Raw genomic sequence first — 11,282 nt, 5'->3', positions numbered from 1 at the left:
TTGGCGCGGCAAAGCCAGTTGCAGCAGGTTGGATTCATTGGCCTGCGCGCGAGACAACTCGCCGCGCATCGCTCCTTCGCAGAGCACCAGAATGCTGTCGCCTGTCGATCATGGTTCAGTATCACTGCCGCGTAGAACACCTGTTCAACGTTGGCCCGGGCGCGTTCAATCCGCCGCCTAAAGTCGATTCGGCCATCGTGCGCCTGGTGCCGCACACCGTGCTGCCGCACCCGGCCAAGGATCACAAGCTGCTGGAACGCGTCGTGCGTGAAGCGTTCAACCAGCGTCGCAAGACCCTGCGCAACACGCTCAAGTTGCTGCTGAGCAACGATGAAATCACCGCTGCCGGTGTCGACGGAAGTCTTCGTCCGGAGCAACTCGACCTTGCTGCCTTCGTGCGCCTGGCCGACAAGCTCAGCGAACAAGTGCTGAACAAGCCCGCCGACATCTGACAGGCCCGAGGCGTTATCGGGTAGGACACCAGCCGTCATGTCTGGTTTACTACCCGGTACTTGGCCTAGACTGACCACCATCAGTACAGCCCCGCGTCCCGCTTCGTTTTTAAGGCCTCTTGCATGTCCGATCCTCGTTATCAGGTCGACGTCAGCGTCGTCACCCGCTATCTGGCAGAACAATCGCAACCCGAGCATGAACGTTTTGCCTTTGCCTACACCATTACCGTAGAGAACAACGGCGAGTTACCGGCCAAATTGTTGTCGCGGCACTGGGTGATCACCGACGGTGACGGGCACGTCGAAGAGGTCCGGGGGGCGGGCGTTGTTGGCCAGCAACCGCTGATCGACCCGGGCAAGAGCCACACCTACAGCAGCGGCACCGTCATGACCTCCAAGGTCGGTACGATGCAGGGCACCTACGAAATGGTGGCCGGCGACGGCAAACACTTCGACGCAATCATCGCGCCATTCCGCCTGGCGGTACCCGGAGCCCTTCACTGATGGCGACCTATGCCGTCGGCGACTTGCAAGGCTGCCTTGAACCGCTGCAGTGCCTGCTCAAGCAAGTGGCCTTCGACCCTGCAAAGGATCGTCTGTGGCTAGTGGGCGATCTGGTCAACCGTGGCCCGCAATCGCTGGAAACCTTGCGCTTCCTCTATAACCTGCGCGACTCGCTGGTGTGCGTACTTGGCAACCACGACCTGCATTTGCTGGCCGCCGGGCACAAAATAGAACGCCTGAAAAAAGGCGATACGCTACGTGAAATTCTCGAAGCCCCTGATGCGGCGCAGCTGCTGGCGTGGCTACGCCAACAAAAGCTCATGCACTACGACGAGCAGCGCAACATCGCACTGGTGCACGCCGGCATTCCTCCGCAGTGGTCGCTACGCAAAGCCCTGAAGTGCGCCGCCGAGGTCGAAGCGGCCCTGCGTGACGACAACCTCTTCGCACCTTATCTGGATGGCATGTACGGCAACGAGCCGAGCAAATGGAACAGTGACCTCAGCGGCGTGGAACGCTTGCGTGTGATCACCAACTATTTCACCCGGATGCGCTTCTGCACCAGCGAAGGCAAACTCGACCTCAAGGGCAAGGAAGGCGCCGACACCGCACCGCCCGGTTACGCGCCATGGTTCAAGCACAAGGAGCGCAAGACCAAAGACCTGAAGATCATCTTCGGCCACTGGGCAGCGCTTGAGGGCAAGTGTGACGAGCCGGGCGTTTTTGCCCTCGACACCGGATGCGTCTGGGGTGGCGCGATGACCCTGATGAATGTCGACACGGGCGAGCGCCTGCTGTGCAAATGCGATGAACATGGCCACACCCTGCCACCAGTCGTCCTTCCTATTCCCGAACACACGTCAGCCAGCGCCCAGCGCTAGACTGCGCTTTCAGCCGAGCCACAGGAGCCCGCCATGAGCGAATTCAAACGTATCCCCCCAGAACAGGCCCAGGCCCTGCGCGAACAAGGCGCAGTGGTGGTCGATGTCCGCGATCCGCAAACATATGCCGCGCTGCACATCGCCGGCTCGAAGCATCTGGACAACGTGTCCATCTCGGATTTCATCCGTGCCGCCGACCTCGATGCACCGACGGTCGTGGTCTGCTATCACGGAAATTCCAGCCAGAACGCAGCCGCCTACCTGATCAGCCAAGGCTTCTCCGACGTCTACAGCATGGACGGCGGTTTTGAGCTGTGGCGTACGACTTATCCTTCGGAAACTGCGCAAGGCACTACCGAATAATTTTTTTGTAACGCGCAAGCCCCGGCCCCCGCGGGCTCGCGCGGTGGCAGACAAACGGTCAGCCACAACTAATTACGTATCTCGCCTTTACCTCCTGAATTCCCAACTATCCTAAAGCGCAGGCCATCCAAAACAGGGGAGAGCCGGTACACCGGCGCGCGGGTCATCGGGAGTAGCTTTCGGGGCGGTACGTCTTGAAAGGGTTCTGGGGGGTAAACAGCAACTGCATATCCGGTTGCTGCCAGCATCGACTGAGTGATCCGGCGTCGGCTCCACGTATCGAGCGAGGTGACGTCATGAGTATCTTTAGCCACTTCCAACAACGCTTCGAGTCCACACGCCAGGAAGAACTCTCGCTGCAAGAGTACCTGGAGCTGTGCAAGAAGGACCGCAGCGCCTACGTTTCCGCTGCCGAGCGTCTATTGCTGGCCATCGGTGAACCGGAGCTGCTCGACACCTCGACCAACTCGAGACTGTCGCGAATCTTCTCCAACAAGGTGATCCGTCGTTATCCGGCCTTTGAAGACTTCCACGGGATGGAAGAATGCATCGACCAGATCGTGTCGTATTTCCGCCACGCCGCTCAGGGCCTGGAAGAGAAGAAACAGATCCTCTACCTGCTCGGCCCCGTCGGCGGTGGTAAATCGTCCCTGGCCGAAAAGCTGAAACAGCTGATCGAGAAAGTGCCCTTCTACGCGATCAAGGGCTCGCCGGTCTTCGAATCCCCCCTGGGTCTGTTCAACGCCACCGAAGATGGCGCGATCCTCGAGGAGGACTTCGGCATTCCCCGGCGCTACCTCAACACCATCATGTCGCCATGGGCCACCAAGCGCCTGGCCGAATTCGGCGGCGACATCAGCCAGTTCCGCGTGGTGAAACTCTATCCGTCGATCCTCAACCAGATCGCCGTGGCCAAAACCGAACCGGGTGACGAGAACAACCAGGACATCTCGGCGCTGGTGGGCAAGGTCGATATCCGCAAACTCGAAGAGTACCCACAGAACGACGCCGACGCTTACAGCTACTCGGGCGCACTGTGCCGGGCCAACCAGGGGTTGATGGAATTCGTCGAAATGTTCAAGGCGCCGATCAAGGTGCTGCACCCATTGCTGACGGCGACCCAGGAAGGCAACTACAACAGTACCGAAGGCCTGGGGGCGATTCCGTTTACCGGGATCCTGCTCGCTCACTCCAACGAATCGGAGTGGCACACCTTCCGTAACAACAAGAACAACGAAGCGTTCATCGACCGGATCTACATCGTCAAGGTGCCGTACTGCCTGCGTGTCAGCGACGAAGTGAAGATCTACGACAAATTGCTGTTCAACAGCTCGCTGGCCAAGGCTCATTGCGCGCCCGACACCCTGAAAATGCTCGCTCAGTTCACCGTGCTCTCGCGCCTTAAAGAGCCTGAGAACTCCAACATCTATTCGAAAATGCGCGTGTATGACGGCGAGAACCTCAAGGACACCGATCCGAAGGCCAAGTCGATTCAGGAATACCGCGACAGCGCCGGCGTCGATGAAGGCATGAACGGTCTGTCGACCCGGTTCGCGTTCAAGATCCTGTCCAAAGTCTTCAACTTCGACCCGCACGAAATCGCCGCCAACCCGGTGCACCTGCTGTACGTGCTGGAACAACAGATCGAGCAGGAACAGTTCCAGGCCGAGACCCGCGAACGTTATCTGCGCTTCCTCAAGGAATACCTGGCGCCGCGTTATATCGAATTCATCGGCAAGGAGATCCAGACCGCCTACCTCGAGTCTTACAGCGAGTACGGCCAGAACATCTTCGACCGCTACGTGCTGTACGCCGACTTCTGGATCCAGGACCAGGAATACCGCGACCCGGAAACCGGCGAGATCCTCAATCGCGTCGCCCTGAACGAAGAGCTGGAAAAAATCGAGAAACCGGCCGGCATCAGCAATCCGAAGGATTTCCGCAACGAAATCGTCAACTTCGTGCTACGTGCCCGGGCCAATAACAACGGCAAGAACCCAACCTGGCTCAGCTACGAAAAACTGCGGGTGGTCATCGAGAAGAAAATGTTCTCCAACACCGAGGACCTGCTGCCAGTCATCAGTTTCAACGCCAAGGCGAGCAAAGAGGACCAGCAGAAGCACAACGACTTCGTCACTCGAATGGTCGAACGCGGCTACACCGACAAACAGGTACGACTGCTCTCCGAGTGGTACCTGCGGGTCAGAAAATCCCAGTAAGGGAGCGGCAGGCGGCAAACGACGACTCACCACCTCTTGCGCGTGACAGGCAAAGAGGTGGCCATATGTCGCGCGCCGCTTGTTTCTGAAGCTTCTGTCTTGCAGCTTGAAGCTTATGACTCGAAGCTCCCCGGAGGGCCTATGAGCTATGTGATCGACCGACGCCTCAATGGCAAGAACAAGAGCACGGTAAACCGCCAGCGGTTTCTGCGGCGCTACCGTGATCACATCAAAAAGGCTGTCGAAGAGGCGGTCAGCCGCCGCTCCATTACCGATATGGAGCACGGCGAGCAAATCAGCATCCCCGGCCGCGACATCGACGAGCCGGTGCTTCATCACGGTCGCGGTGGCAAGCAAACCGTCGTGCACCCCGGCAACAAGGAGTTCACCAGCGGCGAGCACATTGCCCGTCCACCCGGAGGCGGTGGCGGCAGAGGCCCCGGCAAGGCCGGCAATTCGGGCGAAGGGATGGACGAGTTCGTCTTCCAGATCACCCAGGAAGAATTCCTCGAGTTCATGTTCGAAGACCTCGAACTGCCAAACCTGGTCAAGCGCAACCTGACCGGCACCGACACCTTTAAAACCGTACGCGCGGGCATCAGCAACGAAGGCAACCCGTCGCGGATCAATATCATCCGCACCCTGCGTTCCGCTCATGCACGGCGCATTGCCTTGTCTGGCAGCAGCCGGGCAAAACTGCGCGAAGCCAAAGAGGAACTGCTGCGACTCAAGCGCGACGAGCCGGATAACTTTGGCGATATTCAGGAAATCGAAGCGGAAATAGAGAAACTCAGCGCGCGCATCCATCGCGTGCCGTTTCTCGACACCTTCGACCTCAAGTACAACTTGCTGATCAAACAGCCGAACCCCAGCTCAAAGGCCGTGATGTTCTGCCTGATGGACGTGTCCGGCTCCATGACCCAGGCGACCAAGGACATCGCCAAGCGCTTCTTCATCCTGCTGTACCTGTTTCTCAAGCGTAACTACGACAAGATCGACGTCGTGTTCATCCGCCACCACACCAGCGCCCGCGAAGTGGATGAGGAGGAGTTTTTCTACTCTCGGGAAACTGGCGGCACCATCGTTTCCAGCGCCCTGAAACTGATGCAGGAGATCATGTCCGAGCGTTATCCGAGCAACGAATGGAACATCTATGCCGCCCAGGCTTCCGACGGCGACAACTGGAACGACGACTCGCCGATCTGCCGCGACATCCTGATCAACCAGATCATGCCGTTCGTGCAGTACTACACTTATGTCGAAATTACCCCGCGCGAACACCAGGCCTTGTGGTTCGAGTACGAACGCATTGCCGAAGCTTTCTCTGACACCTTTGCCCAGCAGCAACTGGTCTCGGCCGGGGATATCTACCCGGTCTTCCGTGAACTCTTCCAGCGCAGGTTAGTGACATGACCGCCAAAGAGCAGAAACGCCAACCCATTTCCACCGGTTCCGAATGGACGTTCGAGCTTATCCAGGCGTACGACAAGGAAATCAGTCGTCTGGCGGCTCGTTACGCCCTCGATACTTATCCCAACCAGATTGAGGTGATTACCGCCGAGCAGATGATGGACGCCTACGCGTCTGTCGGCATGCCGCTCGGTTATCACCATTGGTCCTATGGCAAACACTTCCTCAGCACTGAAAAGTCTTACAGCAGAGGGCAGATGGGGCTGGCCTACGAGATCGTGATCAACTCGGACCCGTGCATCGCCTATCTGATGGAAGAAAACACCATCTGCATGCAAGCGCTGGTGGTGGCTCACGCCTGCTATGGCCATAACAGCTTCTTCAAGGGCAATTACCTGTTCCGCACCTGGACCGATGCCAGTTCGATCATTGATTACCTGGTGTTCGCCAAGCAGTACATCATGCAATGCGAAGAGCGCCACGGTATCGACGCGGTGGAGGACTTGCTCGACTCCTGCCACGCACTGATGAACTACGGGGTCGACCGTTATAAACGGCCGTATCCGATCTCGGCGGAAGAGGAACGCCGTCGGCAGAAGGATCGGGAAGAGCATTTGCAGAAACAGATCAACGATCTGTGGCGGACCATCCCGAAGGGTGCGGACAAGTACAGCGACAAGGACAACGCGCGCTTCCCCGCCGAACCTCAGGAAAACATCCTCTACTTCATTGAAAAACACGCGCCGCTACTGGAGCCGTGGCAGCGGGAAATCGTGCGCATCGTGCGCAAGATCGCCCAGTATTTCTACCCGCAACGCCAGACCCAGGTAATGAACGAAGGTTGGGCGACGTTCTGGCACTACACACTGATGAACGACCTGTATGACGAAGGGTTGGTCACCGATGGATTCATGATGGAGTTCCTGACCTCGCACACCAGCGTGGTCATGCAACCGGGCTTCGACAGCCCTTACTACAACGGCATCAACCCTTATGCCTTGGGCTTTGCGATGTACCGGGACATCCGGCGCATGTGTGAACAGCCGACGGAAGAGGACTATCGCTGGTTCCCGGAAATCGCCGGCACTGACTGGCTGTCGAGCATCAAGTTCGCGATGAGCAGCTTCAAGGATGAGAGTTTCATCCTGCAATACCTTTCACCCAAGGTGATTCGCGACCTGAAACTGTTCAGCATTCTCGATGACGATCAGAAAGACGATTTGCTGGTGCCCGCGATTCACGACGAACCGGGTTACCGGATCATCCGCGAAACCCTGGCCGCGCAATACAACCTGGGCAACCGCGAACCCAACGTACAGATTTACAGCATCGACCGACGCGGTGACCGCTCGCTGACGCTGCGCCACCAACAGCACGATCGCAAGCCGCTGGGCGAGTCCACCGAGGAAGTGCTCAAACACCTGCATCGGCTCTGGGGCTTTGATATCCACCTGGAAACCCTGCAAGGGGATCAGGTGATGAAAACCCATCACGTCCCGCCCAGAGGTGAACACAGCGAGGGCGATTACGGCCGACTGGACCTGGCCGTCATTCATCTTTGATTCGGTTTACGCCTCCGCAGGTTCGACGCAACGGTTATTCTGTCGAGCTAACGGAGGTTTTTTATGCAGATTTATAAAGTTGGCGGCGCGGTACGCGATCGCCTGCTCGGCAAGCCTGTCACCGATGTCGACTGGGTAGTGGTCGGCGCCACCACCGACGAAATGCTCGCCAAGGGCTTTCGCCCGGTCGGTGCAGACTTTCCGGTGTTCCTACATCCCAAAAGCGGTGAGGAATATGCCCTCGCCCGGACCGAACGCAAAAGCGGACGCGGTTATGGCGGTTTCACCTTTCATGCCAGCCCTGAAGTCACCCTCGAAGAAGACCTGGTCCGCCGCGATCTGACGATCAATGCCATGGCGGAAGACGATCAGCAGAATCTGACCGATCCGTACCACGGCCAGCGTGATCTCGAGGCTCGCCTGTTGCGCCACGTTTCCCCCGCTTTCGCCGAAGATCCACTCCGGGTTCTGCGCGTTGCTCGCTTCGCCGCGCGTTATGCCGCACTGGGGTTTACCGTTGCGCCAGAGACCATGGCGTTGATGCGCCAGCTCAGCGAGTCCGGTGAATTGGAGGCCCTGACTGCCGAACGCAGCTGGAAAGAAATCTCCCGCGCGCTGATGGAAGATCAGCCGCAAGTGTTCGTTGAGGTATTGCGCGAGTGCGGCGCGCTCAAGGTTTTACTGCCTGAGGTCAACGCGCTGTTTGGCGTGCCGCAGCCGGAAGCTCATCATCCGGAAATCGACACCGGGCTGCACACGTTGAGCGTGCTCGAGCAATCGGCGCTGTACAAACAACCGCTGACGGTGCGTTGGGCTTGCCTGCTGCACGACCTCGGCAAAGGCCTGACGCCGCAAGCCGACTGGCCACGCCATATCGCCCATGAGCACACGGGCCTCAAGCTGATCAAAGCAGTCAACGAACGCTTCAAGGCGCCGAAGGATTGCCAGGAACTGGCGCTGCTGGTCGGCCAATATCACACCCATGGCCATCGCGCACTGGAATTGAAGCCCTCGACTTTGCTGGAACTGCTGCAGAGTTTTGACGTTTACCGTCGACCGCAGCGCTTTGAAGAATTTATCGCCGCGTGCGAGATGGATGCGCGTGGACGCAAAGGCCTGGAACAGCGAAGTTATCCACAGGCGGAGTATCTGCGCGGTGCGGCGACTGCGGCGCGCGGTGTGGCGGTTCAGCCGTTGCTGGAGAAGGGATTCAAAGGGCCGGAGTTGGGCGAGGCGATCAAGCGTGAGCGGCTAAAGGCGCTGAAGGTTTACAAAGAAGCGGCGTCTACCTGAATAGCTTTGTCGGATAGCCTTCGCGAGCAAGTCGAAGGCGTCATCCGTTTCACAACAAATCCGACGGAGTCAGCTGCTCCCCACGCCACTCAAACCCCACTGGTGCCAATACCTGATCAATCTGCGCCTCGCCCCACAACGTCGCGAAGCTTTTGCCTACGCCCGGATGCACCCGATCCGGCGCAATCAGCGATAACGGCCACAGCACAAAGGCATTTTTCAGAATTTCGGCACGCGGCAAGACCAACCCGTCGAAGTTGCCGACCAGATCACCAAACAGCAACACGTCGATATCCAGCGGCAACCCTTTGCGGTCGGGCGCATAACGGCCGTTATCCGCCTCGATGAATTTCAAGCGACGGTCCAGCTCCATCAGCGGCAGATCGGTGTACGCCGAGACCACGAAGTTGAAGAACGGACCGCTCTTGATCCCGACGGGCTGACTCTCGAATACCGCCGAGCAGCGAATATCCACCAGGAAACCCGCCAAGGCTTCCAGGCCCGCCTGCAAATGGGATTCGCGCTCGATATTGCTACCGAGCCCGAGGTACACCTGGGTCAGCGACATCCGCGCTCGATCTCCACGCCCACGCCACCGATGGCCGCAGGCACTGCGCCTGGCTTGGTCAGTTTGAGGCGCACCCAGGTAATCTTGAATTCGCTCATCAAGACTTCAACCAGACGCTCGGCAAAGGTCTCGACCAACTGGAACCGGGCTTGTTCGGCAAACGCCTGGATACGCGACGAAACGCTCGCGTAATCGAGCGCGAGCGTCAGGTCGTCACCCGCGGCGGCCGGGCGATTGTCCCAGGCGAAGCTCAGATCAAGTCGCAGACACTGTCGGATGTCTCGCTCCCAGTCGTAGGCACCAATCACGGTGTCGACTTCCAGGCCCTCGATAAACACTCTGTCCAAGCACTTCTCTCCGCTGCACGACAAGGGCGCAATGCGCCGTTAGAATCAGGGCGTCCTCGCCCGGAATAGTTAGCATGTTTTGGTTACTGGCGATCCTCGCCTACCTGCTCGGCTCTCTGTCCTTCGCCATTTTGCTCAGCCGCCTGACCGGTAACCCCGATCCGCGAATGAGTGGCTCGGGTAATGCCGGTGCCACCAATATGTTGCGCCTGGTCGGCAAAAAACTCGCCATCCTGACCTTGGTCGGCGACCTCTGCAAAGGCCTGCTGCCGGTGCTGATCGCAGGCCTCGCCGGGCTTTCGCTGCAGGAACAGGCCTGGATCGGCGTCTGCGCCGTTATCGGCCACCTGTTCCCGTTGTACTTCCGCTTTCGCGGCGGCAAGGGCGTCGCCACCGCTGCCGGCATGTTATTGGGACTTTATCCCCCAGCCGCACTGCTGGCCGTCTGCGCCTGGCTGCTGACGTTCTACCTGACCCGCACCAGCTCGCTCGCGGCCCTGATCGCCACACCGCTGACCCTGCCGCTACTGGCCTGGCAGGAACCGGCAGCGCTGCTGCCCATGAGCGCACTCACGGCGCTCATCGTCTGGCGTCATCGCGGCAATCTACGCGACCTGTTTGCCGGGCGCGAACGGCATTTTTAAATGCCGCGCGTGAACGCCGCTCATCACAGCCCTGACAATTGCTCCATCGGCCAGCGTGCCTGCACGCTGATCGCCAGACTTTCGTGCTGGCCCGCCTGCAAGCGCTGGCACCCGGCAAACGCGATCATCGCGCCATTGTCGGTGCAGAACTCCGGACGGGCATAAAACACGTCGCCCTTCATGTCGCCGAGCATTTTCTCCAGCGAGGTACGCAGTGCCTTGTTGGCGCTGACGCCGCCAGCAATCACCAGACGCTTCATACCCGCCTGTTTCAGGGCTCGCTTGCACTTGATGGTCAAAGTCTCCACCACGGCCTGCTGGAACGCCAGCGAGATGTCGCAACGGGCTTGCTCGCTGTCGTCCCCGGCGCTGACGCATTGCTGCCAGGTGTTCAGGGCAAATGTTTTCAATCCGCTGAAGCTGAACGCCAGCCCCGGACGGTCGCACATCGGCCGCGGAAAGGTGAAACGCCCTTCAACGCCCCGCTCCGCCAGTTTCGCGATTTCCGGGCCGCCCGGATAATTGAGGCCCATCATCTTCGCGGTCTTGTCGAAGGCCTCTCCGGCCGCATCGTCGAGGGTCTCGCCCAACAGCGTGTATTGGCCGATGCCATCGACCTGAACCAGTTGCGTATGACCGCCCGACACCAACAAAGCGACGAACGGAAATTCCGGCGGTTGCGACTCCAGCATCGGCGCCAGCAAGTGGCCTTCCATGTGGTGCACGCCGAGGGCCGGAATGCCCCACGCAAACGCCAGCGCCTGGGCGCAGGAAGCGCCGACCAGGAGCGCGCCGACCAAGCCAGGACCCGCGGTGTAGGCGATCGCATCAATCTCGGTCGGTACGCAGTCAGCCTCGGCCAACACCTGACGGATCAGGGGCAGCATGCGCTTGACGTGATCGCGCGAGGCGAGCTCAGGCACTACGCCACCATAGGCGCGGTGCAGCGTCTGCGTTTCGACTTCAGCCATTTCGAAGCCATCAAGCCTGAGCAACTGAAGGCGCTGGAAGACATCGTCAACGCCGAGATCCGCAAAAA

11 protein-coding genes and 2 pseudogenes are annotated in these 11,282 nt (G+C 59.2%); 10 read left to right on the top strand and 3 right to left on the bottom strand.

The window, feature by feature from the left end; genetic code table 11:
* Positions 1-95: 95 nt before the first annotated feature.
* From ACQKP4_RS27135 to ACQKP4_RS27100, 8 genes and pseudogenes are all read left to right on the top strand, one after another.
* Positions 96-452 (top strand): annotated as a pseudogene (locus tag ACQKP4_RS27135) (ribosomal RNA small subunit methyltransferase A); the annotation flags it as partial.
* Positions 453-575: 123 nt separating this feature from the next.
* On the top strand, positions 576-956 hold the full coding sequence (gene apaG, locus ACQKP4_RS27130) for a Co2+/Mg2+ efflux protein ApaG (protein WP_427637064.1): 381 nt from the start codon (positions 576-578) through the stop codon (positions 954-956).
* Positions 956-1,837, top strand: a complete 882-nt coding sequence (locus ACQKP4_RS27125; protein WP_427637062.1) for a symmetrical bis(5'-nucleosyl)-tetraphosphatase — start codon at positions 956-958, stop codon at positions 1,835-1,837. Before apaG ends, ACQKP4_RS27125 begins: the two co-directional genes overlap by 1 nt.
* 33 nt (positions 1,838-1,870) lie before the next feature.
* Positions 1,871-2,200: a thiosulfate sulfurtransferase GlpE gene (gene glpE / locus ACQKP4_RS27120; protein WP_427637060.1), complete on the top strand. Its 330-nt coding sequence runs from the start codon at positions 1,871-1,873 to the stop codon at positions 2,198-2,200.
* Between the two features lie 296 nt (positions 2,201-2,496).
* Positions 2,497-4,419: a PrkA family serine protein kinase gene (locus ACQKP4_RS27115; protein WP_427637058.1), complete on the top strand. Its 1,923-nt coding sequence runs from the start codon at positions 2,497-2,499 to the stop codon at positions 4,417-4,419.
* Positions 4,420-4,560: 141 nt separating this feature from the next.
* Entirely contained in the window at positions 4,561-5,832 is a 1,272-nt protein-coding gene (locus ACQKP4_RS27110) for a YeaH/YhbH family protein (protein ID WP_427637056.1), read from the top strand.
* Positions 5,829-7,391 (top strand): SpoVR family protein, encoded by a 1,563-nt coding sequence (locus ACQKP4_RS27105; RefSeq protein ID WP_427637054.1) that lies wholly within the window; start codon positions 5,829-5,831, stop codon positions 7,389-7,391. Before ACQKP4_RS27110 ends, ACQKP4_RS27105 begins: the two co-directional genes overlap by 4 nt.
* 63 nt (positions 7,392-7,454) lie before the next feature.
* Positions 7,455-8,684, top strand: a complete 1,230-nt coding sequence (locus ACQKP4_RS27100) for a multifunctional CCA addition/repair protein (RefSeq protein WP_427637052.1) — start codon at positions 7,455-7,457, stop codon at positions 8,682-8,684.
* 49 nt (positions 8,685-8,733) lie between these two features.
* Here ACQKP4_RS27100 and folK read toward each other — a convergent pair whose 3' ends face one another.
* The gene (gene folK / locus ACQKP4_RS27095) at positions 8,734-9,252 is read right to left on the bottom strand and encodes a 2-amino-4-hydroxy-6-hydroxymethyldihydropteridine diphosphokinase (protein WP_427637050.1); all 519 of its coding nucleotides are present in this window, start codon (positions 9,250-9,252) and stop codon (positions 8,734-8,736) included.
* Positions 9,243-9,599, bottom strand: a complete 357-nt coding sequence (gene folB / locus ACQKP4_RS27090) for a dihydroneopterin aldolase (RefSeq protein ID WP_427637048.1) — start codon at positions 9,597-9,599, stop codon at positions 9,243-9,245. The genes folK and folB overlap by 10 nt, the downstream gene beginning before the upstream one ends.
* Positions 9,600-9,673: 74 nt before the next feature.
* On the opposite strand from folB, the gene plsY reads away from it, so the two are divergent.
* Positions 9,674-10,243, top strand: coding sequence for a glycerol-3-phosphate 1-O-acyltransferase PlsY (plsY, locus tag ACQKP4_RS27085; RefSeq protein WP_427637046.1), 570 nt, complete (start codon positions 9,674-9,676; stop codon positions 10,241-10,243).
* A gap of 23 nt (positions 10,244-10,266) precedes the next feature.
* Here the strand turns inward: plsY and tsaD are convergent, their stop codons facing one another.
* On the bottom strand, positions 10,267-11,214 hold the full coding sequence (gene tsaD, locus ACQKP4_RS27080) for a tRNA (adenosine(37)-N6)-threonylcarbamoyltransferase complex transferase subunit TsaD (RefSeq protein ID WP_427637045.1): 948 nt from the start codon (positions 11,212-11,214) through the stop codon (positions 10,267-10,269).
* Here tsaD and ACQKP4_RS27075 point away from each other — a divergent pair.
* Positions 11,185-11,282: pseudogene (locus tag ACQKP4_RS27075) on the top strand (hypothetical protein); the annotation flags it as partial. The gene tsaD and the pseudogene ACQKP4_RS27075 overlap by 30 nt on opposite strands.

Origin of the sequence: Pseudomonas sp. NPDC086278 (assembly GCF_050280905.1) — a bacterium.
GTDB lineage: Bacteria > Pseudomonadota > Gammaproteobacteria > Pseudomonadales > Pseudomonadaceae > Aquipseudomonas.
Note: the sequence above shows the minus strand (reverse complement) of the source record. Positions and strands in the feature narration are given on the sequence as shown.

What these genes read in the sequence shown, in the direction of transcription:
- apaG (WP_427637064.1), top strand. Translation starts at nt 576, where the DNA reads ATGTCCGATCCTCGTTATCAGGTCGACGTCAGCGTCGTCACCCGCTAT.
- ACQKP4_RS27100 (WP_427637052.1), top strand. Translation starts at nt 7,455, where the DNA reads ATGCAGATTTATAAAGTTGGCGGCGCGGTACGCGATCGCCTGCTCGGC.
- ACQKP4_RS27110 (WP_427637056.1), top strand. Translation starts at nt 4,561, where the DNA reads ATGAGCTATGTGATCGACCGACGCCTCAATGGCAAGAACAAGAGCACG.
- tsaD (WP_427637045.1), bottom strand. Translation starts at nt 11,214, where the DNA reads ATGGCTGAAGTCGAAACGCAGACGCTGCACCGCGCCTATGGTGGCGTA.
- plsY (WP_427637046.1), top strand. Translation starts at nt 9,674, where the DNA reads ATGTTTTGGTTACTGGCGATCCTCGCCTACCTGCTCGGCTCTCTGTCC.
- glpE (WP_427637060.1), top strand. Translation starts at nt 1,871, where the DNA reads ATGAGCGAATTCAAACGTATCCCCCCAGAACAGGCCCAGGCCCTGCGC.
- ACQKP4_RS27125 (WP_427637062.1), top strand. Translation starts at nt 956, where the DNA reads ATGGCGACCTATGCCGTCGGCGACTTGCAAGGCTGCCTTGAACCGCTG.
- folK (WP_427637050.1), bottom strand. Translation starts at nt 9,252, where the DNA reads ATGTCGCTGACCCAGGTGTACCTCGGGCTCGGTAGCAATATCGAGCGC.
- ACQKP4_RS27105 (WP_427637054.1), top strand. Translation starts at nt 5,829, where the DNA reads ATGACCGCCAAAGAGCAGAAACGCCAACCCATTTCCACCGGTTCCGAA.
- ACQKP4_RS27115 (WP_427637058.1), top strand. Translation starts at nt 2,497, where the DNA reads ATGAGTATCTTTAGCCACTTCCAACAACGCTTCGAGTCCACACGCCAG.